The sequence below is a fragment of the Acinetobacter sp. YH12241 genome, from assembly GCF_013417535.1.
Classification (GTDB): Bacteria; Pseudomonadota; Gammaproteobacteria; order Pseudomonadales; family Moraxellaceae; genus Acinetobacter.
Genome location: NZ_VPDQ01000002.1, coordinates 60,645 through 87,617 on the forward strand (window position 1 = coordinate 60,645; position 26,973 = coordinate 87,617).

Sequence of the window (26,973 nt, forward strand, 5' to 3'; positions counted from 1 at the left end):
TGTGACTTGCATTATGCACGAAATCAGAAAATGAAATGCAATATTCTGTAATTGAAGCATAATAAGTGATAGGGAAAATAATAATGTTTATGGAAATTGGTCAGTACCTTAATCAGCGCCTGCAAGAACTAGGAATTCAGTATATTTTTGGTGTGCCAGGTGACTTTAATCTCTCCTATTTAGAACAGATTGAAATTGATCCAAAACTGGAATTTATCGGTAACTGTAATGAGCTAAATGCAGCTTATGCAGCAGATGGTTATGCCCGTCTGCATGGTGTCGGCGCTTTACTGACCACTTATGGTGTGGGCGATCTAAGTGCGATTAACGGTATTGCAGGTGCATATGCTGAGCAGGTTGCCATGGTGCATATTTCCGGCATTCCACCTTTGCATGCCGTAGAGCAGGGCGCTTTGTTACACCATACCCTGATTGATGGCGATTATGACAATATCATGAACTGCATGCGCGAATTTACCGTGGCACAGACACGTTTGACTCCAGCCAATGCAGTGAGTGAAATTGACCGGGTATTAAAGCAATGTATATTGATGCGTCGACCGGTTCATATCCAGCTCCCTTCAGATATTACCCATCTCCAGATTAAAGTACCTAAGCAACTTCTAGATCTGAGCCGTCCACAGAGTGATCCAAAACTTCTGCAAGAAACTGCGACACGGATAGCTAAACGCATCAAACAGGCACGTCAGCCAGTCCTGCTCATTGACAATGGAGCAGAAATTTTCCAGCTTACCGATATGCTGCAAAATTGGGCTGAGCGCATGCAAATCCCCTATACCTGCCTGTCTACTGCCAAAAATATCATGAATGAAAGCCATCCCTTATATGCAGGTGTTTATGCAGGTGCAGCAAGCGCAGCATCAACCTGTCAGCTGGTGGAACAGTCGGATTGCCTGATCGCTATTGGGCCACGTTTTACCGATGTTGCCACCGCATTTTTCTCACATCGTGTATCCGCACAAAATATGCTGTATCTGGCGGATTCCTGTCTTTGTCTGGATGGGCAGATGATCAGTGGACTGGATTTAGCTCAGTTGATCCAAGCTATCTCAAAACAGACTTTAGATGATCAACCACGTACTTTTAATCCTGCACCGAAACCATCGTTACAAACTCAACAGATCGAAGAAAATACTGCGCTGAGCCAAACTGCACTCTGGCAGCAGATTTCTGAATTCTTACAGGAAGATGATGTGATTGTGGCAGAAGTGGGCACCGCCAATGCGGGGTTGTCTGGACTAACCTTGCCAGTGACCGCCAAGTATCTGGTACAACCGATCTGGGGTTCAATCGGCTATACCTTGCCTGCCTTGCTTGGCAGTATGCTTGCTGCACCACAGCGCCGTCATCTGCTGTTTATTGGTGATGGTTCGATTCAGCTGACCATTCAGGAGCTTTCTACCTTATTAAGAGAAGGCTTAAAACCCGTAATTTTTATTTTAAATAATGGCGGCTATACCATTGAACGTTTGATCATGGGTGAAAATGCCAAGTACAACGATATTCAGAACTGGCAATACAGCCAGTTTGCTCAAGTCTTTTCTGCTGATACTCCGCATCAGGCTCATATAGTGAAAACCCCGGCAGAATTAAAGCGTACACTCGCACAAGTTCATCAGGCTGAGGAATTATGTCTGATTGAACTGCAACTCCCACGTATGGATGCACCACAACGTTTAAAACAGTTTGCTGAAGTCGTGGCACGCTATGACTATGGTGAATATGGTTATAAGCAGCTGGTTGAGCAGAATACACCTCCCTACAAAAAGGCAATCTAGCAAAATGTAGAAATTAAAAAAATTGTTCACAAGGAGTGACAATATGGATGTTGAAGATCATCAATTAAAAAAACAGCTTTCCAACCGGCATATCCAGCTAATCGCCTTAGGTGGAGCGATCGGTACAGGATTATTTTTAGGTTTATCACATACAATTCAGCTGGCAGGCCCATCAGTGCTTCTGGGCTATGCCATCGCTGGCATCATTGCATTTCTGATCATGCGCCAATTGGGTGAAATGGTGGTGCATGAACCGGTCAGTGGTTCATTCAGTTATTTTGCCAATAAATACTGGGGCAAAAAAGCAGGCTTTATTTCAGGCTGGAACTATTGGGTGCTCTATGTCTTAGTGAGTATGGCTGAGTTGAGTGCAATTGGTACTTTTATTCAGTTCTGGTGGCCGGAGATTCCGACCTGGCTCACGGCACTGGCATTCTTCCTGCTTATGAATGGGATCAATCTGGTCAATGTCAAATTCTTCGGTGAGAGCGAATTTATATTTTCCATGGTCAAGATCATTGCCATTTTAAGCATGATCGGATTCGGGATCTATCTGCTGTTTAGCGGTTCTGCAGGAAGTCAGGCCAGTGTGACCAACTTGTGGCAGCATGGCGGATTTTTCCCTGAGGGCTGGTCGGGTTTTATGATGGCACTTGCTGTGATTATGTTTGCATTTGGTGGGCTGGAGCTGATTGGTATTGCCGCCAGTGAAACCAAAAATCCAGAAAAGACCATTCCAAAAGCAGTCAATCAAATTGTCTACCGTGTACTCATTTTTTATATTGGCGCCATAGGTGTGTTGCTATGTCTCTATCCATGGAATCTGGTGGCGCAAGGCGGTAGTCCGTTCGTAATGATTTTCCAGTCATTGAATAGTCACGGCGTGGCCAATGTTCTTAATTTTGTAGTCTTGGTCGCTGCACTTTCAGTCTATAACAGTTGTATTTACTGTAATACCCGTATGTTATTGGGTCTGGCTCAGCAGGGTAATGCACCGGCATTCTTAAAGAAAATTAACCGCCGTGGTATCCCGGTGAATGCTGTTCTATTCTCGGCAGCAGTCTCCGGTATCTGTGTATTAATGAATTACCTCATGCCGGGTGAAGCTTTTGGTATTCTGATGCTACTGGTGGTTTCAGCTCTGGTGATTAACTGGCTGATGATTTCACTGACCCATCTGAAATTCAGAAAAGCCATGCAGGAACAGCAGCAGACGACCGCATTCCCAAGTCTGTTTGGCCGCTGGAGTAATTACCTGACGATTTCATTTATTATCATGATTTTAATGATCATGAGCTTTACCAAAGAAATGCAGATTGCTGTTGCATTGGTGCCGGTCTGGTTGCTGTTTTTGACGGTGATGTATGTGATGAAATATCGCAGGAAACCTGTGCTCTTGCCTGAATCTGCTGAACCCACCACTTAAATAAAAAGGCCCTGAACAGGGTCTTTTTTCTATTATATTGTCTTGATCAGGTGACGGATTAATTATCATAAAACCGTCATAAAGCTGTAACCCGGCTGTCATATTCCAAAATCAAAATGTGAGTATCGAAAACAGGTACTCAACTGAATCAAAAGTGGTGTACTCGAAATTTTAATAAATGAGAGAGATCCAGAATGCGCTTAACAAATATAGCAATCTTAATTGCAGCGGGGGTAGCGGCATCCACGACAGCGAATGCAGCACGTGACACTATTCAAATCGCAGGTTCTTCTACTGTTTTACCTTATGCCAGTATTGTCGCTGAAGAATTTGGCAATACTTTCCCTCAGTTTAAAACACCAGTCGTTGGTTCAGGTGGTTCATCTGGCGGCCTAAAACAGTTCTGTAATGGTGTAGGGGACAATACCATTGATATTGCCAATGCCTCGCGTCAAATCAAAAGTGCCGAACTGGCAGAATGTAAAAAGAATGGTGTCAACAAGGTACTAGAAATCAAGATCGGGTATGACGGGATTGTCTTTGCATCTAATTCGAATAAAGCCGCTTATAAATTACGACCTCAGCATGTTTATGCTGCTTTAGCTGCGCAGTTACCTTCTAAAGGGAAAATGGTGGCTAATCCATATACCCGCTGGAACCAGATTGATCCAGCTTTGCCGAATGAACCCATCACTTTAGTGATTCCGGCTTCAAATCATGGCACACGTGAAGTCTTCCAGGAGAAGATGGTGGATGCAGGCTGTGAAACGTATGCTGCAATTAAGTCTCTAGATAAAGATGCCAAGAAAAAGGCGTGTAGCACCTTCCGTAAGGATGGACGCGTCATTGAAATATCAGGTGACTATACTGAAACCTTGGCACGTTTAAAGACCTCACCAAGTGCAGTCGGTGTCTTTGGTCTGGGCTTCTATGACCAGAACCGTGATCGTCTGCGTGTAGCTACAGTCAATAACGTGGCACCTTCTGAAAAGACCATTTTAAACGGTGCTTATCCGGTATCTCGTCCATTGTTCTTCTATGTCAAAGGCGAACACCTGAAATCAATCAAAGGTTTGCAACAGTTCACAGAGTATTTCCTGAATAAAAAGGTATCGGGTAAGGGTTCCAAGCTGGAAAAAGCCGGCTTGATTTCAATGTCAGACAAAGAACGTGCAGCAGTGCTGGCAAACTTTAAGGCTGCAAAAGCCGTAGTAGTGAAATAAAACAGGATTTAGGAAAATGCTGGTGACAGTCGACCTGTCATCGGCTTTTCATAACAAGCAAGTTTTTTCACAGACTAAAATCCTTGAAAGAAGCATGGAGAATACATGAATCTGCTACTTATAGGTGTGTTACTGGCTTTAATTGCCATCGCCTATCAAATCGGATTAAGTAAAAGCCGGAAACTAGCAGGTCAGGGCAATAATTCTGCGATGCTACATTCACGTCCTGGATATTATGGCGCACTGGTAGCTTTGTGGTGTGGACTTCCTGCATTTTTGATTCTGATGGCATGGAACATTGTTGAACCTAGCCTGCTGGAACAGGTCGTAATTAAACACCTGCCTCATGATGTTTTGACTCATCTGGATCAAGCCAGTCTGAGTGTGGTCATAGATCGTGTACAGGCATTGGCTTCCGGTTTCGGTGTCAGTGATCAGCCGGCTGCTTATGAACTTGCAGCAGCAGAACAATTAGCTAAATTTTCTACCATCGGTACTTTTGCCAAACTGGCAGTTGTCATTTCTGTGGCTTTGGCCGGTCTGGTCTGGGCAAAAAAACGGATCAGCCAGAATTTTCGTGCACGGAATCAGGTCGAAAAGATCATGAATATCGGGCTGGCCTTGTGTTCTGGAGTAGCCATCCTGACCACACTCGGCATTGTGATGTCGATGTTTGGCGAAGCCATGCGATTCTTCAGCTTTGTCAGTCCACTGGATTTCTTCTTTGGCACCGAATGGGATCCGGGTTTTAGCACCACGGGTCATGCCGAAGGCAGTTATGGATTATTGCCATTGCTGTGGGGAACATTGATGGTCAGCGGGATTGCATTACTTGTTGCAGTCCCCTTAGGACTGATGATTGCGATTTATCTGGCCGAGTACGCATCACCACGCTTCCGAGCTTGGGCAAAGCCGACCATTGAGGTTTTGGCTGGAATTCCAACGATTGTCTACGGTGTTTTCGCCTTAATGATTCTGGGGCCATTTCTTAAAAGTCTAGGTGCTTTGGTCGGTATTGATATTAATGCCACCAGTGCGCTTACTGCTGGCTTCGTCATGGGCATCATGATTATTCCATTCGTGTCATCTTTATCAGACGACATTATTACCCAGGTACCACGTGCCTTGAGGGATGGTTCTTTAGGTCTGGGCGCGACCAAATCTGAAACGATTCGTCAGGTCGTATTACCAGCCGCTTTACCCGGCATTATTGGCGCTTTTTTGCTGGCGGCATCGCGGGCCATTGGTGAGACCATGATTGTGGTACTCGCAGCAGGAAACAGTCCGCAACTGCATGCCAATCCGCTGGAAGCAGTCTCAACAGTGACCATTACTATCGTCAATCAGCTTACGGGTGATACTGACTTTGCCAGTCCGCAGGCGCTGGTGGCTTTTGCGTTGGGTCTTACCCTGTTTGTCATTACATTAGGGCTGAACATTGTTGCACTGTACATCGTGCGTAAATATCGAGAGCAATACGACTAATGAGTACTTCAAATACAACGCCTGTAGATCAGCCTATTGATCCATCTGTGGCTGCTGAGCAACGTGAAAAGCGCAGGAAGACCATTCAAAGCTCTCTGGCACGACGTCATCGCAAAGAAAAAACCTTTCGTGTCATGGGGCTTTCTGCCGTATTGGCTGGTTTGTTCTTTGTGGTAGTTCTTTTCGGCAGTATTTTGGGCAAAGGTTTGCCGGCATTCTGGCAAAGCAGTATGAGCTTGCCGATTCATTTTGATCCAGCCATTGTCAATATTAATCCTAAACCTAAACAGGCTGCGGGAGAATCCCAGGCACAATTTGAACAGCGTATGGTGGATTGGCAAATGCAGGTCGGTCTGGTCGACTGGGATGCCTTGATTGTAAATGGCATGATTGCCAAAAACAGTAAGCTGGAAAGCCAGCGTGATGAACTGGGCTATTTATATACCAGTTCAGAAGCGTATCGTCTGCGGGATATGGTACTGAATAATCCGGCTCTGGTTGGTCAAACTCAGGACGTGAAAATTCTGGCAGATGCCAATGTTGATGTCTGGCTGGCTGGCAATATTGACCGCGATCTGCCCGATGAACAGCAACAGCTCAGTCTTGAAGTCCGTCAGCTTGCGGATGATATGAAAGCTGCCGGAATCATAGAAAGTAGCTTTAATACCAATATCTTTACCAGTCCGGACTCGCGCAGTTCACCTGCTACCTCAGGTCTCGCAGGCGCATTTATGGGCTCATTGTTCATGATGCTGATCGTGATCTTTATTTCGATTCCGATCGGGGTCGCATCGGCTATCTATCTGGAAGAGTTTGCGCCGAAGAACTGGATTACCGATGTCGTAGAAGTGAATATTAATAACCTTGCGGCAGTTCCTTCCATTGTCTTTGGTTTGCTCGGTGCAGCGATTTTTATTGGCTGGATGCATTTGCCGCTTTCAGCACCATTGGTCGGTGGTCTGGTACTGAGCTTGATGACATTACCGACTGTGATTATTACTACGCGTGCATCACTCAAAGCCGTACCGCCATCCATCCGTCAGGCAGCATTAGGCTTAGGTGCATCACGCTTACAAACCGTATTTCACCATGTTTTACCGCTTGCACTACCGGGTATTTTGACTGGGGCGATTATTGGTGTGGCACAAGCACTGGGTGAAACGGCCCCACTATTATTGATCGGGATGAGTGCTTTTGTGGCGAGTGTTCCGGCTTCGCCTTTTGATCAATCCACGGCATTGCCGGTGCAAATTTTCCTGTGGCAAGGCAATGAGCTGCGTAACTTCTTCGAAGGGCGTACTGCAGCAGCCATTATTGTACTTCTGGCCATGATGATCAGCCTGAACAGCTTGGCCATCTGGTTACGTAAGAAATTTGAAGTCCGTTGGTAAGGAGGGGCAGAATATGAATACAGCAAATCCAACTATAAATGCCTTAGAAAAGGATCCGTCTGTGAATCCACAACATACACAATTTATCCAAGATTCTGTAACCCAAAAGCCGGCGACTGCTTTTGTTTCCCAGTTTGATACTCAGGCTGAAAACAAAGCACCGAAAAAGTCAGATCAGGTCAAAATCAGTACCTCAGATGTACATGTTTACTATGGTGAAACAGAAGCAATTAAAGGCATTGATCTGAACATCTATGAAAATGAAGTGATTGCTTTTATCGGTCCTTCAGGTTGTGGTAAGTCAACATTCCTGCGTACTTTAAACCGGATGAATGACACGATTGATCGCTGTCGTGTGACCGGTAAGGTGTTGCTGGATCATCAGGATATTTATGATCCGAATCTGGATGTGGTATTGCTGCGTGCGCAGGTGGGGATGGTGTTCCAGAAGCCAAACCCTTTTCCAAAATCGATTTTTGACAATGTCGCTTATGGGCCAAAATTGCATGGTCTGGCACGGGATAAATATGATCTGGAAGAAATTGTAGAAAACAGCTTGCGTAAAGCGGGATTATGGGATGAAGTCAAAGACCGTTTAAATCAGCCGGGTACGGGGCTGTCGGGTGGTCAGCAGCAGCGTTTATGTATTGCACGGACGATTGCCGTTTCTCCTGAAGTGATTCTAATGGATGAACCTTGTTCAGCACTCGATCCGATTGCAACAGCCAAAGTTGAAGAACTGATCTCCGAGCTTTCAACCCAATACACCATTGCTATTGTGACTCACTCCATGCAGCAGGCAGCGCGAGTCTCTGATCGTACCGCTTATTTCCATTTAGGTGATCTGATCGAAGTCAACTCGACCGAGAAAGTCTTTACCCAGCCAGATCATCAGCTCACTGAGGCCTATATTACAGGGCGTTTTGGTTAAGAAGTTTTATCTCAAGAAAGAAGGGCTAAAAAGCTCTTTTTTTTATATCCAAAAGTAACCAAAGAATAGAAGATATATCAATTGAATCAGTGAAATGTGGAAAAATAAACCGAATCCTATTGTGCCCTAAATTCTTATAGAATATGCCGTCTTTGACATGGCAGAGCTGTCAAAAGATAGATGTTAAGAAAAGGTTGCATCCGCTATGGAAACACTCAAAAAGATGTCAGTTTTTCTGATGCTGCTGATCGCATTAAGTTTAGGCATTGGTGGTTTGTGGCATCAATTACAAGGCGGCAGCATGTTTTATACACTGATTGGATTGCTGTATGGACTCAGTTTGAATTTCTATTTTAAAAAGCAGGAAAAAGCCTTATATGCGAATTCTGCTGTATTGCTGGGTGTTATTCTCTGGGCAGGTTATCAACATGGCATTAATCTTTTATAGTACAAATTATTTTTGCTCTACTAGAGCCCCATGGATACTGCTCTGTTTCAGCAATTAAACAACAATATTCTATTGAAAAAAAATCATTTGACCTTATCTTAAATTGAAACCTATATAAATAATTGAGACCCGATTTTTATGTTATTTCATACCCCCAAATTACCCGCTGAAATCCGTATTAGTCACTTGAATGCGCGCATTAACGAGCAACGAAAAAAAATAGCGCAAACAACTTCATCTAAACTGGAACTTTTGCAATTGAGCCAGCAATTGTCAAAAGAAGCGCGTGCGCGTAAGAAAACTAACCAGAAAATCTATGTGCTCGATTTTAAAGGCGATATGGCTGCGTCTGCGGTAGAAAGCCTGCGTGAAGAAATTACCCTGATTCTATCTACAGCGAAAGCTGGTCGTGACCGTATCATTGTACGTTTAGAAAGTCCGGGTGGTATGGTGCATGGTTATGGTCTTGCAGCTGCGCAGCTGGTGCGCTTACGTGAAGCGGGTTTCCATGTGACCATCTGTGTCGATAAAGTGGCAGCCAGTGGCGGTTATATGATGGCGTGTATTGCAAATGAAGTGATTTCTGCGCCGTTTGCGATTGTGGGTTCAATTGGGGTAGTGGCACAGGTGCCGAACTTTAACCGTCTGCTGAAAGAAAACAAGATCGATTTTGAACTTTATACTGCGGGTCAATACAAACGTACGGTGACCATGTTTGGTGAAAATACCGAAGAAGGCAAAGCCAAGTTTGAAGAAGAATTGCAACAGACACATGCCTTGTTTAAACACTTCGTGGAAAAATATCGTCCACAGTTAAATGTTGAAAAAGTGGCAACGGGTGAACACTGGTATGGTCAGGATGCCCTAGACCTGAATCTGGTAGATAAATTGCAAACTTCCGATGAATATCTGCTAGGCCTATTACCACAACATGATGTGTATTTAATCCAGACCCGTAAAAAACCAACGCTGGGCGAAAAACTAGGTTTGCAAGCAGCACAAATTGCAGATTCTTTTATCCCTGCGGTGATGAATAAAGTAGTAGATACGCTAACCAAAGCCAATTCAAATCTGGTTCAGATGCGCGATCCTAAACTTTAATTCATTATTCAGTTATGAATCTAAGAGCTCACTTCGGTGGGCTTTTTTATGATCTAAAATTAAACAATTGTGCTATAAATAACTGACTTATAGTGGTTTCTCATTTATATGCTCACGTTTCTTTTACTATTAGGCTTATTCAGTATCATTTTTATTCCGATGCTATTTATGCTCTATTCTGAAGCGAAATTAACCACTGACGAATCGAAGAAGATTTTATTTTGGCTCAGCTTTCTTCCGGGCACTTCAATCTTTTTACTTTACGCATTTTTAAAGCCAGATGCTCCACCAGTTAGTCCTTCGAAGGACTGTGGCGTGATTCAATTTTACCAATTCAATGCTCGTCGGAGTGGTTACTTTGAGCGTGTCAGCATCCGCTTTGATGATACTCAACATAATCGTCATCTATTTTTTGATAAGCATCTAAAGAAAATTCCTCAAGGTCAAAAAGCCTGCTTTGAATATTTAGATAAGTTCAAATATCCGCATTTGGCAGAATCTAAGCTGGTTAAATGGATTGAACCTTCATAAATATCAGCCATGGTTACTGCTCATCAGCTAAAATGAAGCATATTTCCATTAAGAGCAGAAAGATGACCGTGGCTGAAGCATTTTTAGCAATCCAAAATTGTTATTTTAACTATGAATTTGAGGAACTGAATTTAGCGGATGACTTCCCAGAAGAGTTGCCTGTTTCTCTACGTGGAATTATGTACAGACATGAGATTCAATATCCCGATGCCACCTATTATATTTATTACAGCGAGATATTGACGGGTAATGAATTGCAAAAAATGAAAGATGATTGGCAGCGATATTGCCCACTTCCATAATTTAAAATAAGAAAATATAAAATCTAAGTCTTTAATTCCAGCAAATAAAAAAGCTCACTTTAGTGGGCTTTTTTATTTGCTGGAATTAACATCAATCCACCAGTAAACATCGCCCCAACTGTCGCTAATAATATATCTTTATGGGCATCCCACATATCACCTTGCTGGCCGTTATAACTTTCCACCTGTTCAGGTGATAAGCCAATGGCGATCAGCCATTCAATCCATTCATAAATCAGACTGGTTGCCATCACAAATTGAATGACTAAAAGAAAAATGGTGAATGGTTTTTGCTGGGGTAACCAGACCTGAAACAGTCGATAAAAAACAGGATAGAGCAACAGGCCAAAAACCAGATGCACAAAACGGTCAAACATGTTGCGAGACCAGCCTATGAGAGCATTTAGGTCAAAGCCAAACAGTGTCTGAATCCAGTCATTATAAGGCACATAAGAATATAGATAATGTGCTGCAACGATATGGATGAATAAAAACAGAATATACAGATTAAAACTAAGAAAACTGAGTCCGATTTTATACAGGCAGAAAATCAGCATACCGATCATAAATAGGGTACCGGTCTGATGCAGTAAATAGGATTGCATTTCCAGAGGCTGAATGCTGGCAACAATGATCGCAGCCACCAAAACCCCCAGGCTGATCAAATGTTTGCCGCTCAATCGATGATCTATCATCTTGTTATCTGTCGTTTTGTTTTAAAGTTGAAAATAATTATAAATAAAAAAAGCGAAGCCGGAGCCTCGCTTTTGGTCTTAATTATCTAAATTAGATTTTAGAAATTAAGTCTTTAATTTGTTTTGCCTGGTCAGCAGCATTACCTGTATAAGTTGCAGGGGTCATTTCAGCCAGACGTGCACGGTCTGCAGCAGGAACTGCTTCAAGCTCATTACCATTCACGAAGCTCACCATCATGTCACGAGTCATCGCTTGACCACGAGTCAGTGCTTTCAGTTTTTCGTATGGTTTTTCAACGTTATAACGACGCATTACTGTTTGGATTGGTTCAGCCAGAACTTCTTGTGCGTGGTCAAGATCTTCAAGAATACGAGCAGCATTCAGTTCAAGTTTACCGATACCTTTTAAGCATGCCTCAAACGCGATCAAGCTTTGTGCAAAACCAACACCCATGTTACGAAGCACAGTAGAGTCAGTTAAGTCACGCTGCCAGCGAGATACAGGCAGTTTTTCGCCTAGGTGAGCCAATACGGCATTTGCAATACCCAGGTTACCTTCAGAGTTTTCAAAGTCGATTGGGTTCACTTTATGCGGCATGGTAGAAGAACCCACTTCGCCTTCTTTCAGTTTTTGTTTGAAGAAGCCGAGAGAGATATAACCCCAAACGTCACGGTTAAAGTCGATCAGGATGGTATTGAAACGACGCAGTGCATCAAACAGTTCCGCCATATAGTCGTGCGGTTCGATCTGAGTGGTGTACGGGTTGAAAGTCAGACCTAAAGATTCCACGAAAGCTTGTGAGTGAGCAGGCCAGTTGATTTCTGGGTAAGCAGAGTAGTGTGCATTGTAGTTACCTACAGCACCGTTGATTTTGCCCAGCAATTCAACATTTTTGAACTGTTTGATTTGACGAGCCAGACGGTAAGCCACGTTCGCCATTTCTTTACCCAAAGTGGTTGGGCTGGCAGTTTGACCGTGAGTACGAGACAGCATTGGCTGTTCAGCGTGAGTCTCAGCCAAAGCCACGATTGAATCGATAATTTGTTGCATAGACGCGATTAAAACATCACGGCCATTTTTCAGCATTAAAGCATGAGACAGGTTATTGATGTCTTCAGAGGTACATGCAAAGTGAATGAATTCACCCGCATTTTTCAGCTCTTCAATCCCTGCAATTTTTTCTTTCAGGAAATACTCAACCGCTTTCACGTCATGGTTTGTAGTACGTTCGATCTCTTTAATGCGGTTGGCATCTTCTTCAGAGAAGTTGGCAACAATCGCATCAAGTGCAGCATTGGTTTCAGATGAGAAAGCTGGCACTTCAGTGATTTCAGGACGGTTGGCAAGCGCTTGTAACCAACGCACTTCAACAGTCACACGAGCATGGATCAGACCAAACTCAGAAAGAAAAGGGCGCAGCGCATCACATTTGCTAGCGTAGCGTCCATCTAATGGAGAAAGTGCAGTTAAAGCGTTCATATCGATTCCCTAAATTTTGGAATTAAACGAAAAACGGTGCGCGTACAACAACATGGTTTAGATCACCTGAAACTGTAAGCGCGCGAGATTTTGGATATCCTGTAGCAGCTTGCGCTTGCCAAAAATCATGCCCCATGAACTGCCACCAAGCTGACGCCATAAGTGCGCCATCTGCAGTCCAGTAAATAGTGAAGCACGGATGCGGTTGGTATGACCGGAATCTTTAAAGGCTTCAGCATTGCCACGCACCATGATCCGCGGATTGATCTGTCCGGCGGTATCGACATAGGTTTGAGCGAGATTGGCAATGATGCTGGGGTGCATGTAATTGTTATCGAAGAAGGAGAGCTGTCTGAGGATTTTTTGCTGGGATTGTTCGATGATTTCAACAAACTTGGGATTACTATAGACCTTCTTTTCTAATTGAAGAAGTGCCATGGCATAGGACATTGGAAGCTTGGTCGATGAAAGTTTTGGAAGTCGGGATTTTGGGGAAGTATTAAAAGGTTGGGTAATGCTGCTTTCCAGGGTTTTTAAACCGAGGGAAATATCGGCCAGCTGATTAAAGAAGTCTAAGGTCTGGGCATTTAACTTGCCGCTTGGACGGATATTTAAACTGGCTTTAATCAACTGCTCAAAATAGAAATTACCGCTTTCACCAATGCTTTGCTGTCCCGTCAATGCAGTCATATGCGTCAGCTGAGTGGCCTGAAAAACCCCCGCCAGCGCCAACGCACGATTTTGACGAACATTCAACGTTGTGGCTTGTTGAAACGGTAACTCCGTCATGCCGAAATCATCCTTTAATAAAATCAGGTTTAGGCGCATTGGTATGATGAATCACGCCACCACCTAAACAAACTTCACCTGAGTAGAATACAACGCTTTGACCCGGGGTCACAGCACGTTGCGACTCATCAAATTCAACACGAACACCATTTGGTGTTTCTGGATCCTTGAAAATAGTACACGCTTGGTCAGGCTGACGGTAGCGGGTTTTTGCCGTACAGCGGAAACCTGATTCAGGAATATCCTGTTCACCGGCTACCCAGTCAATCGCTTCAGACCACAATATGGTACTTTGCATCAGTGGATGTTCATGACCTTGACCGACCACCAGACGGTTACCTTCGATATCTTTATGCAGCACAAACCAGGCACCTTCTTCCGAGCCTTTCATACCGCCAATACCGATCCCGCCGCGTTGACCGAGCGTATAGTACATTAAGCCGTGATGATCACCAACCTCTTTGCCATCTTCCAGCACGATTTTTCCAGGTTGAGCCGGTAAATATTGCTTTAAGAAGTCATTGAAGCGACGTTCCCCAATAAAACAGATACCCGTAGAATCTTTTTTCTTGGCTGTTGCCAGACCTAATTCTTCTGCAATTTTACGTACTTGTGGTTTTTCAATTTCACCGACAGGGAACAGGGTCTTATTAATTTCACGACCATGAACCGCATGCAGGAAGTAAGTCTGGTCTTTATTATTGTCATAACCACGCAGTAATTGAGCATATTGCTCACCACGTGAATTGGTCATGGTCTCGCCGCGACGACAGTAGTGACCGGTGGCAATAAAGTCGGCGCCGAGATTGATCGCATGATCCAGGAAGGCACGGAATTTAATTTCTTTATTACACAAAATATCCGGGTTTGGCGTACGGCCAGCAGCATATTCAGCCAGGAAATGCTCGAACACGCGATCCCAGTATTCCATCGCGAAGTTGGCAGTATGCAGTTTAATCCCGATCTTGTCGCAAACGGCTTGTGCATCGGCAAGATCTTCCATTGCCGTACAGTATTCTGTGCCGTCATCTTCTTCCCAGTTTTTCATGAAAAGACCTTCAACCTGATAACCCTGTTGAAGGAGGAGAGCTGCAGACACAGATGAATCTACACCACCAGACATACCGACGATGACACGTTGTTGCATAGGATTAGGCATCCAAATTTGAAATTAAGGGAGAATTTTGGTGCTCGTAAATGAGCGATAAAGGATAGCGTTTGCCAGCTTGGGCATCCTGCACGGCTTTAATCACCAATGGGCTGCGAGCACGTGCGGTTTCAACCAGTTCATCCAGCGTCATCCAGACTGCACCGACAATACCGGTATCCAGTTCAGCATTTTCATCATGGCTGATGGCTTCTGCTCTCAAACAGAAACGGAAATAGGTACGATCCGGGAACATCGGTGGGGTATAGGTATAGATGCCGATCAGATCAGTGACATTAACCTGATAGCCGGTTTCTTCCATGGTTTCACGAATAGCTGCTTCGACAATGGTTTCACCTGCCTCCACATGGCCTGCTGGCTGATTGAATACGGTATGGGTGACACCTTCAGTATGTTCTTCAACGAACAGGAATTTTCCATTTTTTTCGACGACAGTTGCAACAGTGACGTGAGCAGTCCAAGCGGTCATAAAGGAGCACCATGGAATAAAAACTGTATTCTACAAAATTTAGGCGGCGGTGGCTATGTCGATACTCGGGATTTTAATTTAGATGATTAACAATAAAGGTATTTGGCGAAAAAGAAAACGTAGAATATAATGAGTACATAAAATACTAAAACAGTAATATTTGCATTCTACGCTTTAATATAAGAATTTGATTTAAAATAAAATTTAATAAAAATTAGCAGTATTTCATAACAATTAAAATAAATAACAGGCTTTATAGGACAGGATTCCAATGAAATTCAGAACAGACATCAATGGCCTCAGAGCAATTGCCGTGATTGCAGTCATGCTATTTCATTTTAATGCGGCCTGGATACCTGGCGGTTTTGTTGGAGTAGATGTCTTCTTTGTGATTTCAGGCTTTTTAATGACTGGAATCATATTTAAAGATTTAGAACATGAAAAATTTTCTATTCTGAAATTTTATGTGGCTCGTGCGAATCGGATTATTCCGGCTTTGGCCGCGCTGTGTCTGGTATTAATGATTTTTGGCTGGTTTTATCTGACGCCTTTTGATTACAAGTTATTGGGTAAGCATGCCGCGAGTAGCATGACTTTTTTATCCAATATCAGTTACTGGAAGGAATCCGGTTATTTTGAGGCAGGCACTCACGAAAAGTGGTTATTACATACCTGGTCACTTTCCGTAGAATGGCAATTCTATATGATTTATCCACTCGTTCTCATTGCCATGCGCAAGTTCATGTCCATCCAGACCATGAAATTTGTGCTGCTGGCAGGAACGATTTTAGGATTCATTCTATCTGTGATCGCTACCTACAAATGGCCAAATCCGGCTTATTTCCTGTTACCTACCAGAGCCTGGGAAATGATGATCGGGGGAATTGCTTATCTTTACCCTTTGACCTTGCAGGAAAATAAGAAAAGGTTGCTGGAAAGAACGGGATTGGCACTTATTTTAGGGTCTTACTTCTTCATTTCAGCAGAAGATTTGTGGCCTGGCTATCTGGCAGTTTTTCCTGTTATCGGTACCTTCCTGATGATTCAGGCACATCAAAATGACAGCGTTATTACCAATAATATTGTATTTCAAAAAATAGGAACCTGGTCTTATTCTATTTACCTCTGGCACTGGCCTTTGGTGGTTCTGATCTATATTTACTCATTACCTGAATATTATGTGTATGCCGGAATAGTACTTTCTATAGTGTTAGGTTTTCTGAGCTATAAGTATATTGAGCAGATTAAATTACCTTCATATCATCAATGGAAAGATATTTATCGTATAAAACCACTTTATTTTTCTCTAGTGCTCATGAGCTTAGGCGTTACTCTAAATATATTTAATGGTTTTAATACAGATCTGCGCCAAGGTGCAGCCTCAGAACAGGCAAAATTTTTAGATTATTATAATGAGAAATTCAAAAATTTAAGGGATGCATACTGGCTAAAATGTGATACTTACGTGAGCCTGACCGAGCATAATAGTTATGATCCTGATCCGGTCTGTATCACGAAACAAAAGGAAGGCGGGGTGTTCTTATGGGGAGATTCTCATGCTGAGGCACTTTCTTTAGGGTTGAGGACATTGCTGAAATCCAAGGATATTCCTTTTTATCAGAAAACCTCTTCTATCTGCCGGGCATCGCTGACCGAGATCAATTACCATAAAGGAGCTTATAAAGAAGCCTGTGATTATTCCAATAAACTGGCACTAAAGAGCATCGCAGAACTTCAGCCCAAAATTGTGGTTATCACCCAAGCCCTGAAACACGACGAAACCAATTGGGAAAATATCGGGAAAAGTTTACTTCAACTTGGCGTATCCAATATCGTCATTGTGGGGCCAATTTCACAATGGAAACCTTCACTTCCGAAAGTGATGGTGAAACCGAAAAACTGGAATAGTGCTGAAGATTTTATATTTGATGCCGGACTGGATTTAAGAGCAGTTCAGGTAGACGAGAAAATGAAAAAATTACAATATCCTCAGGGAATTACCTATATATCTCTTATTGATCATCTATGTAAAAAAGATGATGTTCAGCAGCAATACAAATGTCGGATTCGTGCAGCTCAAGGAGAAGATCTGCTTCAGGTGGATTATGGTCACTTAAGTGAATCAGGCTCTCTATTTGTAGGGAATACCATACTGTCAAAATACTTATTAAATTTATATTCTCAGGGTGTGACTACAAAACAATAAGCTTATTTCCCGTGATTGATCAGCCACCCATTGAGGTGGCTTTTACATATATAAGTTTAATGAAAATTATTCATTCATATTGAATACTTCAGTGATCTCGCAATCACGCACAAACTGTTCATCGTGTGAAACTAAAATTACAGCGCCTTTATAAGACCGAATTGCACTTGCCAGCAAAGCTTTAGACTCAATATCCAGATGATTTTCTGGCTCATCCAATAATAAAAGTTCGGGTTGAGGGGAGACCTGGCTAAGACCTAATAATGCTACTTTGAGTTTTTCACCACCACTTAACTGAGACAAAGGATAAGTACCTTTATCACCACGAATTCTAAGTTGACCCAACAGATTACGCCATTCCACCTCCGGAAAATCAGGATTTATCTGCCTTAAATTTTCAATTGTACTTAATGTCTCATTGAGAAAACTAAAATTTTGATCCAGATAAAAACAGCTTCGTGCCAGAAAGATTTGATCTAGAGGTTGCTGCTTTTGTTGGGCGACCAGTTTCAGCAAAGTGGATTTACCAATTCCGTTTCGGCCTATAATATGGATCTTTTCAGCTGCACTTAAAGCAAGATTCACAGGCTGTGGAGTACCAAAAGGAAGCTTTAACTCTTTAACCCGCAGAATTTCACCAGACTGTGGTTTAAAATCTGGAAATTGAAATAACTGAGGTTTTATCTTTTCAAGTTGCTGCTTTTGAACTTTTAACTCAGAGTGTTCATTCAAAATTTGCCGTTGGTGCTGTGCCTGAACTTTACCTATACTTTGACCAGCTTGTTCCTTTTTAAAGTCTAAAAGCACTTTGGCTTGGGAATTCGAATCACGTAATTTGTTTCCGGCACGTTCCCGCTTTTGTGCTTTCATTAAAACGTCATGCTGCTTGTGCTTCATCTGTTTAATATCACGCTGACTCTGCTGAATTGACTGTTCGAGTGAAGTGACATTTTTCTGATACTGTTCAAAAAACTCCGCATAGTTTCCTGTAGAGTGCTGTAATCCATGCTCATTTAAATAATAAATATGATCAACCTGATCTAGCAAAGTCCGGTCATGACTAATGATCATCACACCAGCAGGATGTAACTTTAAATGCTCTATTAACCATGTTCGTGCTTCACGATCCAGATGGTTGCTCGGCTCATCCAGCAATAAATAATATTCAGGCTTTAAGAACAAGCTACATAAAGCAAGTTTGGTCTTTTTGCCCTCACTCAAATATTGTACGGGAAAGTCCAGATCGGTGGGTAATTGTGCTGAACTCAACAGTTGCTGCCATTCATGCGGCAAATGCCAACTATCCTCAAGTAGCTCATAATCCTCGAAACTGGCTGTACCATGTTCAACATTTTTAAAAGCACGATGTAATTGACTTACTTCGAGTGCTTCAGCAATTGTGGCTGCCTTTAACCGATGCAATTGTGGTAGATAGGCATGATGCATTTGCCAGGAAACTTGACCTGAGCAATGTGGAGAAGAATGCTGAGTCTGATGCAAAAGCTGCATGAGCAAAGACTTACCTTGTCCATTACGGCCAATTAAAGCGCTGACCTGAGCTTTAGGAAGGGTAAAATTTAAATTCTGAAATATGACTTTGGAAGGGAATTCTAAAGTCAGACTGGATATTACACATGCCTGCTGAGTCATAAATAACCTCATAAATACAGGATGCACAAAATAAACAAGGGATTTTTTTCTAGAAGAAAGATCAAGCCAGACAATCTATTTTGCACATCAATCTAAAAATAATCGTTGATGAGAAAAATAGACTTACTTCATTGGCGTGACTCACTTATAAGAGAAGGGGAATTCGGACCTTATTTTAATACAAATAAGCTTGCTTAAAAATAGATCAAATTAGGATTTTTTTATCCAATATGTTGATGCTGATTTAAGTAAATTTCAGGTTTTTAAAAATATGAGATGATTGACTTGAAGTTGAACGAGTAAGTTTCATTTACACTATGCGGCTAAAGTCTCTCTATTTTGCTTTTAAAGGATTTTTTTATGTCTGAACTCAAGCTCTACATTACTTTATTGGGCGGTAAGCATGAAAAAGCCAATGTAGAAGTACATGATGTAGTTCCGGTCATTAGTTCAGATATTAAGACGGCTTTTCCATATCTGAAGGAACAATGGTTTGGTGTGCAAAAAGGCCTGCATGTCGATGGTTGGATGACGATCAATGGTGTCAGCTATCAGGATCTGAATTATCAGGTTCAGGTGACAGACACACCTGTAAAACAGGATTTAAAATTATTCCTGATCAATCTAGGTGCTTATGTGCCAGATCAGTTTGGTGAAATCCATAAATATCTGGTAGTTGCTGCAAAAAATAAGACTGAGGCTAAAGCACAAGGCAAGCTGGCCATTGAAAAGACCTGGTTTAAACCTCATACCGATGCCGTGATTGATGTAGATGATTGCTTAGAACTGAACAAGATTGACCAGAAATTTGTGCGTCTGGTAGAGGGAGACTTTGAAGCCAATAGTTTTAAGAATGATTATGTAATTATTCCTTAATTTATCGATTTATTTGTAATGGCCTGAGACTTTCACATAGTTTTGTGCTGAATAAGGCAAGAAAGCTATTTCCTTTTCAGTCAGTGGACGCACTTTTTTGACTGGACTGCCTACATACAAGTATCCACTTTCTAATACCTTATTCGGTGGTACCAGTGAACCCGCTCCAATCATCACATCATCTTCAACGATTACATCATCGAGAATAATTGTACCGATACCCACTAAAACACGATTACCAATGGTACAGCCATGTAATTTTACATGATGACCAATCGTCACATCTTCACCAATAATCAGTGGTGAACCTTCAGGTTTATCCGCCTTTTTATGACTCACATGCAACATAGAATGATCCTGTACATTTGAATTCTTGCCAATACGAATATGATTCACATCACCACGAATTACGGCAAAAGGCCACACAGATACATTTTCGCCTAAAACGACATCACCTACGACCACCGCCATCGGATCGATATAACAAGAGTCAGCGACTTGCGGGCGAGTATCCAGATAAGGGCGAATGTTTTGGCTCATGTCAGTATCATCCTGAAAGTTTATAAGCATTATAAAATAAAAAAGCACACATTCGATGAATGTGTGCTTTGGCTTTAGTAAGATCTAATATTGATAATAAATATTAGAACAGGTTACTAAAGAATTGTTTGATATGATCCAGCATGCGGGCAAAGAAACCAGCTTCTTCAACTGCTTTCAGTGCAACAAGTGGTTTCTCAGCAATCACTTTGCCGTTTAAAGTCGCTACATATTTACCTACGACTTGACCTGGTTGTAAAGGCGCAGTCAGTTTAGGCTGAACGACTAATTGAGTCTTGATGGCATTGGCCTGACCTTTAGGCATAGTCACATTAAAGTTTTCTGCAAGACCGATCTGCACTTCATTTTCCTTACCAAACCAGACTTTAGACTTGGCTAGAACCTGTTTAGCGGGTTGAACATTTTTGGTTTCAAAGTTTGCATAACCCCAAGCCAGAAGTTCACGTGTTTGCGATGCACGTTCATTCATGGTTGGTGCACCGAAAATCACTGAAATCAGACGAGTCGGGCCACGTTTTGAAGAGGTCGTTAAACAGTAACCGGCTTCATCAGTATGACCAGTTTTCAAACCATCTACACTTGGATCAGTATAGAGCAGGGCATTACGGTTGCCTTGCTTAATCCCGTTAAAAGTAAACTCTTTTTCAGAGTAGATTGGATAGTATTTTGAACTGTCTTTGATGATGTGCTGAGCCAAAGTTGCCATATCTTTCGCAGTCGAATAATGGCCTTCAGCTGGCATACCAGTCGAGTTGATGAAGCTGGTATTGGTCATGCCAATCCGTTTCGCTTCTTGGTTCATCATATGTGCAAAGGTACCCTCGTTCCCTGCAATATGTTCAGCCATCGCCTTAGATGCATCGTTACCAGACTGGATAATAATCCCGCGCAACATTTCTAGTGCAGTCGCCGTACCATTTAAAGGTACATACATACATGATTCTGCACTGCTACCACGGCACCATGCAGATTCATTCATGCGAACCTGTTCATCTTCAGTCAGCTCACCACTTAATAACTTCTGCTCGATGATGTAACTGGTCATCATCTTGGTCATTGAAGCAGGGGCTAATTTTTCATTTTCATTTTTTGATGCGAGAATTTGCCCTGTCTCGTAGTCCATTAGCACATAAGATTTATTATTCAATTCTGGTGGTGCAGATAAGACAGTTGCTGCAAAGCTAAAACTAGGAATTAATAATAATGCAGCAAGGGCAGTTTTTTGGGTCATTTCTAGTGGGTTCCAATATCTTGATGTAAGCACGAAGAGCCTAGCATTTTAGGACAAAGCTAGGCTGACTTCTATGGGAAACCCGGGGTTATTTCAAAAGTATTGTAAGCAATCACACAAAAAGTGGATTATTTACTGTAGCTCACCAACTCATTGCAAATGGCCTGATTCTTTTTCTTGCCAGCCTTTTTGGCATCACTCTGTGCTTCGGCCAGAATGTTACGGAAATCTGACTGTTTTACCATCTGGTTCAGGCGCTCAACCGGATTTTTTTGGCCGGGCAAATATTCAGTCACCAGCTGGTTATACCCCTGATTGAATTTTGCTTTGTCTTTGACCATGCTTGGGCAAATTTCAGAAAGGACATAAATTGCAGCTAATTCTTGCTTGGTGATTTCCTGACTCGGGGTGACTTCAATATTTTCATTTGCTGCATAAACCGAGCTTCCCCAAAGTGTCATACCAGCAACAACAGATAAACTTAAACTTTTAATTAATGTATGTTTCATCAAAAAACTCAAAAATTACATGTAGAACAATAATTTGTTAGCTTAAAGATATTTTCAAAATTGAAAAGAGGGGAAATGTAGTGAAGCTGTAGAATTATGAAGAAATGTGTAAGAGAAAAAAGACGATGCTGGCATCGTCTCATTTCAGTGAGAAAGACCTTATTCCTGATAGGCTAAAACGTCTTCACACGCTGTTTTTTGTTCGTCTTTTGCAGTCTGTTTTGCACCTTGACGTGCTTCTTCAAGCACAGTCTTGTATTCACTGTCTGCCTGAAGTTTTTGATAGGTCATCGATTTGTCTGAGTATTCTTTTAGATAAGATTGAATCAGCTGCTGAATCGTTGTATCGAATTTTGCATTCTGACCAATAATGCCCGGGCATACTTCAATCATTACCTGTGCAGATGCGACATCTTCTTTCACGATCATGTCATTTTCTTCAGCTGTCAAATCATTGGCAATAACTGCAGGAGAAACAAAAGTTGCCAAACTTAAAGCCAAAGTACCCCAAAGAGAGAATTTTTTCATCATCTTAAGCCATATGTATTAATGGATATCGTGCTACAAATATATATAATTCCTGAACTAATACAATGAAATGTCCTAGCGAGTCATTTTTTAGCTCAACGAGATTTTGCAGTGAATATATTAATTTCCAATGATGATGGCGTTTTTGCACCAGGTATACAGGCACTGGCGCAGGCCTTGAGGCCTTTAGGACGTGTTGTGGTGGTAGCTCCAGAAAGTGAACGTAGCGGATTTTCCAGTGCACTGACTTTAGACCGACCATTAAGACCGATCCAGATTTCTCCCGATGTATGGGCGGTTAATGGCACGCCGGCTGACTGTGTCTATCTGGCCATGAACGGCTTATTTGATGTTGAATTCGATCTGGTGGTCAGCGGCATTAACAGTGGTGCCAATCTGGGAGATGATGTGCTGTACTCGGGTACGGTGGGGGCTGCATTTGAAGGCCGTCTGGCCAAACAACCTGCATTAGCAGTTTCTCTATGTGGGCAAAACGTTCGATCTTATACCTTACCAGAAGATTATCGCATTGCAGCGCAATGGGTACATGATTTTATTGCGGCAGGTTTGCCGACTTTGCCTGAGCGTCATATTTTTAATGTGAATATTCCTGATGTGGCTGAGCTGAAAGGAACTAAAGTGACCTTTCAGGGACGCCGTAGCCAGTCCAAGCCGATTACCAGTCATGTAGATCCACGTGGTCGTCAGGTTTACTGGATTGGGCTATCGGGTGAAGCAGTCGCAATGCCAAAACATAAAGGAACTGAAATCGAGTCAGACTTTTTTGCAATTGCCAATGGCTATGTAAGCGTGACGCCAATTCAGATGGATGCCACAAACTATGACACACTTCACACTTTGCAAGCCCAGATTCTAAATAAAATCTAATGAATGTTATAAGTTTGTGAAAAATGAAAGCTTACAAGTATATTGTAGTAAAACTTTGCTAATCTTACTGGGTTTTTGCAACCGTATAGATGTTAGAGAGGAAGATAATGTCCTTGGTGTCACCGAAATACTTCATTCATGCTTCACCATCCAGCTTCATCAAAACTCTGGTTTTGTCCACTGTGGTTGTTTCCACAATGATTATTACTGGTTGTGCCACTAAACCTCAGGTCAATAATATGACGCGCTATGCCGCAGCGCCTGACTTCTATACGGTACGCTCTGGGGATACTTTGAGTGGCATTGCAGCACGTTATGGTCTGAGCTATATCAGTGTGGCAGAGATGAATGATATTGCTCCGCCGTATCGTATTTATGTGGGTCAGTCGATTCGCCTGAAAAATAACACTACTGCTCGCCGTACTACAGCGACTCAACCTGTTACCCAAGCTGCCCCGATTCAGCGTCAAACGATTGCGATTTCAGCGCCAACCACTCCAGCTCCAACGGCTGTTAAGACTACGCCAAAACCTGCCACCACTACTTCTGCACCGATTACCCCAGTATCGACAGCAGCGGGATTACGTTGGGTCAAGCCATCAAATGGTCCGGTATTACAAAACTATGATCTGGCTGCAAATATCAAAGGTACCCGTTATGGCGGTAATGTCGGAGATCCGGTCTTTGCTGCAGCAGATGGGCAGGTGGTATATGCAGCAGATGGCCTGAAGGAATATGGTAATCTGGTATTAGTTAAACATATTAATGGCTATATCACCGCTTATGCGCATAACAGTAAATTAAGCGTGAAAAGTGGCCAAAATGTAACGGCTGGTCAAAAAATTGCCGAGATGGGGGCGACTGGTACAACCCGTACTATGCTTGAGTTTCAGGTTCGCTTAGACGGAAAACCGATTAATCCAACAGCAGTTTTACCAAATAATTAAATAAATAATGCAAAACGTAAATTTCACCGTATAATACAATGAGTTGCTTTTATCAAAAGATGAAGCATCTCATAAGTTTAGAGGGGAATTTATGTTAGATCAACTTCGAGCAATGGGTGTCTTTGCTTGTGTTGTGGAAAAGAACTCGTTTAGCGGTGCTGCACGTGAGCTAGGGATTACAACCAGCGCCGTGAGTCAACAAATTCGCTCTTTAGAACAGGATATGGAAGTTGTACTTCTAAATCGTTCTACGAGAAAATTAAGTCTGACCGAAGCGGGACAAGCTTTTTTTCACAGCTGCCAGGAAATGTTGTCTGCTGCTGAGCGTGGAAAGGTTCGCATTAACGAGTTACGTGATGATCTTGTTGGTGAACTTCGTATTGTATCCTTACCGGAAGTATGTGCGAATCATGTGATTCCTGCACTTTCTCACTGGATGTCCGCACACCGTGGCCTGACAGTCCACCTGGAAACAAACAATCATGAGGTTGATTTGTTGGAAGGGCGTATTGATATTGCCCTGCGATTTGACCAGAACGATGATGATCACAACCTTCAGGTTGTGCCATTAATGCAGATTGAACAGATTCTTGTTGCTGCGCCAAGCTATATTAACCAGACCGCCATTATCTCGCGTCCTGAAGACCTGAAACATCATGATGTTTTGCCTTTAACGCATATTAAAAATCATCAGAATTTCAGTTTTCAGCATGTGCATAGTGCAGAAAAGGTTGAATTTGAACTGAGCTCACGCTTTAGTACCAATAACAGCCTAGTTGCAAAAGCCATGTGCCTGCAAGGCAATGGGGTTGCTAAGATTTTATATCTTGATGTTAAAAAAGATTTATTAAATGGTTCACTGATTGAAGTCTTGCCTGAATGGAAACTTCCGCCAGTCACCCTTTATGCAGTTATGCCTAATCGAGAACAGCAACCGACTAAAGTCCTGCGCTGTCTGGAGGCATTGAAACAATATTTTAGCCAGATCTCTGGTGGACGTTTGTTACAAGTCGCATCATAAATTCCCTATAAACAAAAAAGCCGCTTTAAAGCGGCTTTTTTGTTGTTCAAGATAGACTTAAGCAAGATAAGCCTTGATCATTTTCACTAAACGTTCGATCAGTTGATCGGCCTGTTCCTGAGTAATGTTCAGGGTAGGCAACAGACGAACGACATTACCTGCAGTCACGTTGATAATGGTTTTGTATTCATCGCGTGCAATATCCACCAGCTCACCGCAGTCTTTAGGCAACTCAATCCCGATCATCAGACCGAAACCGCGTACAGTCACTTGATGATCTGCAAGCTGGTTACGTAACTGCTCAACAATATATGCACCTTTTTCAGCGGCATTGGCCACGATATTCTCTTTTTGCATAATATCGATAATGGTATAAACCACGCGTGAACCCAATGCAGTACCGCTATAAGTCGAACCGTGGTTACCCGCAGTCAAAACACCGACACCACGACCTTGAGTCATCACGGCACCAATCGGGAAGCCATTGCCCAGACCTTTAGCTGTGGTCAGTACATCCGGCACAATATTGGTGTGCTGATAAGCAAAATATTTACCGGTACGGCCATTCCCTGTTTGTACTTCATCCAGCATCATTAACCAGTTGTGCTGATTACAGATCTGACGGATTTCTTCTAGGTAGCTAAAGCCTTGCGGTGCAGTGTTGACACCACCTTCACCCTGAATCGGTTCAACCAGAATAGCCACGATATCCGGATGGTTAATTGCAGCTTCTTCAATGGCTTCAATATCACCAAAAGGTACACGAATAAAACCTTCAACCAATGGACCAAAGCCTTGTTGAACTTTTTTGTTACCCGTTGCAGATAGGGTTGCCAGCGTACGGCCATGGAAAGATTTGTCAGCTACAATAATTTTTGGTGACGCAATACCTTGCATATGACCGAATTTACGCGCAATTTTGATAGCGCCTTCGTTCGATTCTGCACCACTGTTGGAGAAGAAAACTTCTTCCATGCCAGCGACTTCAGCCAGTTTCTGTGCAGCAGCAGTTTGCCAAGGCACTTCAAACAGGTTGCTGGTATGAATCAGGGTTGCAGCTTGTTCCGCAATTGCTTCAGCAATCACTGGATGAGCATGACCCAAACCGCAAACAGCGATCCCAGTTAAGGCATCTAAATACTCTGTACCATCTTCGGTATAAAGATATGCACCTCGTCCTCGGACAAAGCTGATCGGTTGACGACCAAAGACTGGCATCAAATGTGAAGGTTGATCAGTTTGTACCGGAGCGAGGGTAATATTGTTCATGACTAACTCTTTACTGTTAGGTGGAAAGAAAAACTTATATAAGCAAAAA

The 26,973-nt window shown here is 42.6% G+C and carries 26 protein-coding genes; 15 read left to right on the plus strand and 11 right to left on the minus strand.

What is annotated here, in order from left to right; genetic code table 11:
- Positions 1-83: 83 nt before the first annotated feature.
- The 10 genes from FTV18_RS01810 (at position 84) to FTV18_RS01855 (ending at position 10,637) form a co-directional block, all read left to right on the plus strand.
- Positions 84-1,799: an alpha-keto acid decarboxylase family protein gene (locus tag FTV18_RS01810; protein ID WP_180016703.1), complete on the plus strand. Its 1,716-nt coding sequence runs from the start codon at positions 84-86 to the stop codon at positions 1,797-1,799.
- A 43-nt stretch (positions 1,800-1,842) separates the two neighbouring features.
- Positions 1,843-3,225, plus strand: a complete 1,383-nt coding sequence (locus tag FTV18_RS01815; RefSeq protein ID WP_180016701.1) for an amino acid permease — start codon at positions 1,843-1,845, stop codon at positions 3,223-3,225.
- Between the two features lie 194 nt (positions 3,226-3,419).
- Complete coding sequence (locus FTV18_RS01820) at positions 3,420-4,448, plus strand: substrate-binding domain-containing protein (protein WP_180003469.1); 1,029 nt, start codon at positions 3,420-3,422, stop codon at positions 4,446-4,448.
- A 105-nt stretch (positions 4,449-4,553) separates the two neighbouring features.
- Complete coding sequence (gene pstC, locus FTV18_RS01825; RefSeq protein WP_180003467.1) at positions 4,554-5,933, plus strand: phosphate ABC transporter permease subunit PstC; 1,380 nt, start codon at positions 4,554-4,556, stop codon at positions 5,931-5,933.
- The gene (pstA, locus tag FTV18_RS01830; RefSeq protein WP_180016699.1) at positions 5,933-7,324 is read left to right on the plus strand and encodes a phosphate ABC transporter permease PstA; all 1,392 of its coding nucleotides are present in this window, start codon (positions 5,933-5,935) and stop codon (positions 7,322-7,324) included. The genes pstC and pstA overlap by 1 nt, the downstream gene beginning before the upstream one ends.
- Positions 7,325-7,337: 13 nt before the next feature.
- Positions 7,338-8,255 (plus strand): phosphate ABC transporter ATP-binding protein PstB, encoded by a 918-nt coding sequence (gene pstB / locus FTV18_RS01835; RefSeq protein WP_218945514.1) that lies wholly within the window; start codon positions 7,338-7,340, stop codon positions 8,253-8,255.
- A 205-nt stretch (positions 8,256-8,460) separates the two neighbouring features.
- On the plus strand, positions 8,461-8,703 hold the full coding sequence (locus FTV18_RS01840; protein ID WP_180003462.1) for a hypothetical protein: 243 nt from the start codon (positions 8,461-8,463) through the stop codon (positions 8,701-8,703).
- A gap of 138 nt (positions 8,704-8,841) precedes the next feature.
- Positions 8,842-9,804, plus strand: a complete 963-nt coding sequence (gene sohB, locus FTV18_RS01845; RefSeq protein ID WP_159123126.1) for a protease SohB — start codon at positions 8,842-8,844, stop codon at positions 9,802-9,804.
- Between the two features lie 108 nt (positions 9,805-9,912).
- Positions 9,913-10,335 carry a hypothetical protein gene (locus FTV18_RS01850; protein WP_180016697.1) on the plus strand — a complete coding sequence of 141 codons (423 nt, stop codon included), beginning with the start codon at positions 9,913-9,915 and terminating at the stop codon, positions 10,333-10,335.
- Positions 10,336-10,397: 62 nt separating this feature from the next.
- Positions 10,398-10,637, plus strand: coding sequence for a hypothetical protein (locus tag FTV18_RS01855; RefSeq protein ID WP_159123128.1), 240 nt, complete (start codon positions 10,398-10,400; stop codon positions 10,635-10,637).
- 59 nt (positions 10,638-10,696) lie between these two features.
- On the opposite strand, the gene FTV18_RS01860 is transcribed toward FTV18_RS01855, so the two are convergent.
- From FTV18_RS01860 to FTV18_RS01880, 5 genes are all read right to left on the minus strand, one after another.
- Complete coding sequence (locus tag FTV18_RS01860) at positions 10,697-11,332, minus strand: DUF2238 domain-containing protein (protein ID WP_180016695.1); 636 nt, start codon at positions 11,330-11,332, stop codon at positions 10,697-10,699.
- A gap of 91 nt (positions 11,333-11,423) precedes the next feature.
- Complete coding sequence (gene purB / locus FTV18_RS01865) at positions 11,424-12,812, minus strand: adenylosuccinate lyase (protein ID WP_034703634.1); 1,389 nt, start codon at positions 12,810-12,812, stop codon at positions 11,424-11,426.
- A gap of 57 nt (positions 12,813-12,869) precedes the next feature.
- Entirely contained in the window at positions 12,870-13,601 is a 732-nt protein-coding gene (gene hflD / locus FTV18_RS01870; RefSeq protein ID WP_004782648.1) for a high frequency lysogenization protein HflD, read from the minus strand.
- A gap of 7 nt (positions 13,602-13,608) precedes the next feature.
- On the minus strand, positions 13,609-14,748 hold the full coding sequence (gene mnmA, locus FTV18_RS01875) for a tRNA 2-thiouridine(34) synthase MnmA (RefSeq protein WP_180016693.1): 1,140 nt from the start codon (positions 14,746-14,748) through the stop codon (positions 13,609-13,611).
- Between the two features lie 4 nt (positions 14,749-14,752).
- Positions 14,753-15,238 (minus strand): NUDIX hydrolase, encoded by a 486-nt coding sequence (locus FTV18_RS01880; protein ID WP_179992255.1) that lies wholly within the window; start codon positions 15,236-15,238, stop codon positions 14,753-14,755.
- 271 nt (positions 15,239-15,509) lie between these two features.
- On the opposite strand from FTV18_RS01880, the gene FTV18_RS01885 reads away from it, so the two are divergent.
- Positions 15,510-17,444: an acyltransferase family protein gene (locus FTV18_RS01885; protein WP_180016692.1), complete on the plus strand. Its 1,935-nt coding sequence runs from the start codon at positions 15,510-15,512 to the stop codon at positions 17,442-17,444.
- Between the two features lie 66 nt (positions 17,445-17,510).
- Here FTV18_RS01885 and FTV18_RS01890 read toward each other — a convergent pair whose 3' ends face one another.
- Positions 17,511-19,094, minus strand: coding sequence for an ATP-binding cassette domain-containing protein (locus FTV18_RS01890; protein ID WP_180016690.1), 1,584 nt, complete (start codon positions 19,092-19,094; stop codon positions 17,511-17,513).
- A 360-nt stretch (positions 19,095-19,454) separates the two neighbouring features.
- Between FTV18_RS01890 and FTV18_RS01895 the strand changes: the two genes are divergently transcribed.
- Positions 19,455-19,970 carry a DUF1543 domain-containing protein gene (locus FTV18_RS01895; RefSeq protein ID WP_180016688.1) on the plus strand — a complete coding sequence of 172 codons (516 nt, stop codon included), beginning with the start codon at positions 19,455-19,457 and terminating at the stop codon, positions 19,968-19,970.
- 9 nt (positions 19,971-19,979) lie between these two features.
- On the opposite strand, the gene FTV18_RS01900 is transcribed toward FTV18_RS01895, so the two are convergent.
- The 4 genes from FTV18_RS01900 to FTV18_RS01915 form a co-directional block, all read right to left on the minus strand.
- Positions 19,980-20,510: a gamma carbonic anhydrase family protein gene (locus FTV18_RS01900; protein WP_125278412.1), complete on the minus strand. Its 531-nt coding sequence runs from the start codon at positions 20,508-20,510 to the stop codon at positions 19,980-19,982.
- 103 nt (positions 20,511-20,613) lie between these two features.
- Positions 20,614-21,762 carry a D-alanyl-D-alanine carboxypeptidase PBP5/6 gene (dacC, locus tag FTV18_RS01905; protein ID WP_004782636.1) on the minus strand — a complete coding sequence of 383 codons (1,149 nt, stop codon included), beginning with the start codon at positions 21,760-21,762 and terminating at the stop codon, positions 20,614-20,616.
- A 128-nt stretch (positions 21,763-21,890) separates the two neighbouring features.
- Positions 21,891-22,271 (minus strand): MCR_0457 family protein, encoded by a 381-nt coding sequence (locus FTV18_RS01910; RefSeq protein WP_004782633.1) that lies wholly within the window; start codon positions 22,269-22,271, stop codon positions 21,891-21,893.
- A 159-nt stretch (positions 22,272-22,430) separates the two neighbouring features.
- Positions 22,431-22,802: an MCR_0457 family protein gene (locus FTV18_RS01915; RefSeq protein ID WP_004782632.1), complete on the minus strand. Its 372-nt coding sequence runs from the start codon at positions 22,800-22,802 to the stop codon at positions 22,431-22,433.
- A 108-nt stretch (positions 22,803-22,910) separates the two neighbouring features.
- Here FTV18_RS01915 and surE point away from each other — a divergent pair, with 108 nt between their 5' ends.
- The 3 genes from surE to FTV18_RS01930 all read left to right on the plus strand — a co-directional run bounded on the left by surE (position 22,911) and on the right by FTV18_RS01930 (position 25,655).
- Complete coding sequence (surE, locus tag FTV18_RS01920) at positions 22,911-23,687, plus strand: 5'/3'-nucleotidase SurE (protein WP_125278414.1); 777 nt, start codon at positions 22,911-22,913, stop codon at positions 23,685-23,687.
- Positions 23,688-23,794: 107 nt separating this feature from the next.
- Positions 23,795-24,634 (plus strand): peptidoglycan DD-metalloendopeptidase family protein, encoded by an 840-nt coding sequence (locus tag FTV18_RS01925; protein ID WP_180016686.1) that lies wholly within the window; start codon positions 23,795-23,797, stop codon positions 24,632-24,634.
- 91 nt (positions 24,635-24,725) lie between these two features.
- Positions 24,726-25,655: a LysR family transcriptional regulator gene (locus FTV18_RS01930; protein ID WP_034702058.1), complete on the plus strand. Its 930-nt coding sequence runs from the start codon at positions 24,726-24,728 to the stop codon at positions 25,653-25,655.
- Positions 25,656-25,712: 57 nt separating this feature from the next.
- On the opposite strand, the gene FTV18_RS01935 is transcribed toward FTV18_RS01930, so the two are convergent.
- The gene (locus tag FTV18_RS01935; protein ID WP_034702061.1) at positions 25,713-26,924 is read right to left on the minus strand and encodes an aspartate aminotransferase family protein; all 1,212 of its coding nucleotides are present in this window, start codon (positions 26,922-26,924) and stop codon (positions 25,713-25,715) included.
- Positions 26,925-26,973: the final 49 nt, after the last annotated feature.

Excerpts from the sequence above, each read along its gene's own strand:
- FTV18_RS01810 (WP_180016703.1), top strand. The coding sequence starts at position 84 with ATGTTTATGGAAATTGGTCAGTACCTTAATCAGCGCCTGCAAGAACTA.
- FTV18_RS01815 (WP_180016701.1), top strand. The coding sequence starts at position 1,843 with ATGGATGTTGAAGATCATCAATTAAAAAAACAGCTTTCCAACCGGCAT.
- FTV18_RS01820 (WP_180003469.1), top strand. The coding sequence starts at position 3,420 with ATGCGCTTAACAAATATAGCAATCTTAATTGCAGCGGGGGTAGCGGCA.
- pstC (WP_180003467.1), top strand. The coding sequence starts at position 4,554 with ATGAATCTGCTACTTATAGGTGTGTTACTGGCTTTAATTGCCATCGCC.
- pstA (WP_180016699.1), top strand. The coding sequence starts at position 5,933 with ATGAGTACTTCAAATACAACGCCTGTAGATCAGCCTATTGATCCATCT.
- pstB (WP_218945514.1), top strand. The coding sequence starts at position 7,338 with ATGAATACAGCAAATCCAACTATAAATGCCTTAGAAAAGGATCCGTCT.
- FTV18_RS01840 (WP_180003462.1), top strand. The coding sequence starts at position 8,461 with ATGGAAACACTCAAAAAGATGTCAGTTTTTCTGATGCTGCTGATCGCA.
- sohB (WP_159123126.1), top strand. The coding sequence starts at position 8,842 with ATGTTATTTCATACCCCCAAATTACCCGCTGAAATCCGTATTAGTCAC.
- FTV18_RS01850 (WP_180016697.1), top strand. The coding sequence starts at position 9,913 with ATGCTCACGTTTCTTTTACTATTAGGCTTATTCAGTATCATTTTTATT.
- FTV18_RS01855 (WP_159123128.1), top strand. The coding sequence starts at position 10,398 with ATGACCGTGGCTGAAGCATTTTTAGCAATCCAAAATTGTTATTTTAAC.
- FTV18_RS01860 (WP_180016695.1), bottom strand. The coding sequence starts at position 11,332 with ATGATAGATCATCGATTGAGCGGCAAACATTTGATCAGCCTGGGGGTT.
- purB (WP_034703634.1), bottom strand. The coding sequence starts at position 12,812 with ATGAACGCTTTAACTGCACTTTCTCCATTAGATGGACGCTACGCTAGC.
- hflD (WP_004782648.1), bottom strand. The coding sequence starts at position 13,601 with ATGACGGAGTTACCGTTTCAACAAGCCACAACGTTGAATGTTCGTCAA.
- mnmA (WP_180016693.1), bottom strand. The coding sequence starts at position 14,748 with ATGCAACAACGTGTCATCGTCGGTATGTCTGGTGGTGTAGATTCATCT.
- FTV18_RS01880 (WP_179992255.1), bottom strand. The coding sequence starts at position 15,238 with ATGACCGCTTGGACTGCTCACGTCACTGTTGCAACTGTCGTCGAAAAA.
- FTV18_RS01885 (WP_180016692.1), top strand. The coding sequence starts at position 15,510 with ATGAAATTCAGAACAGACATCAATGGCCTCAGAGCAATTGCCGTGATT.
- FTV18_RS01890 (WP_180016690.1), bottom strand. The coding sequence starts at position 19,094 with ATGACTCAGCAGGCATGTGTAATATCCAGTCTGACTTTAGAATTCCCT.
- FTV18_RS01895 (WP_180016688.1), top strand. The coding sequence starts at position 19,455 with ATGTCTGAACTCAAGCTCTACATTACTTTATTGGGCGGTAAGCATGAA.
- FTV18_RS01900 (WP_125278412.1), bottom strand. The coding sequence starts at position 20,510 with ATGAGCCAAAACATTCGCCCTTATCTGGATACTCGCCCGCAAGTCGCT.
- dacC (WP_004782636.1), bottom strand. The coding sequence starts at position 21,762 with ATGACCCAAAAAACTGCCCTTGCTGCATTATTATTAATTCCTAGTTTT.
- FTV18_RS01910 (WP_004782633.1), bottom strand. The coding sequence starts at position 22,271 with ATGAAACATACATTAATTAAAAGTTTAAGTTTATCTGTTGTTGCTGGT.
- FTV18_RS01915 (WP_004782632.1), bottom strand. The coding sequence starts at position 22,802 with ATGATGAAAAAATTCTCTCTTTGGGGTACTTTGGCTTTAAGTTTGGCA.
- FTV18_RS01925 (WP_180016686.1), top strand. The coding sequence starts at position 23,795 with ATGTCCTTGGTGTCACCGAAATACTTCATTCATGCTTCACCATCCAGC.
- FTV18_RS01930 (WP_034702058.1), top strand. The coding sequence starts at position 24,726 with ATGTTAGATCAACTTCGAGCAATGGGTGTCTTTGCTTGTGTTGTGGAA.
- FTV18_RS01935 (WP_034702061.1), bottom strand. The coding sequence starts at position 26,924 with ATGAACAATATTACCCTCGCTCCGGTACAAACTGATCAACCTTCACAT.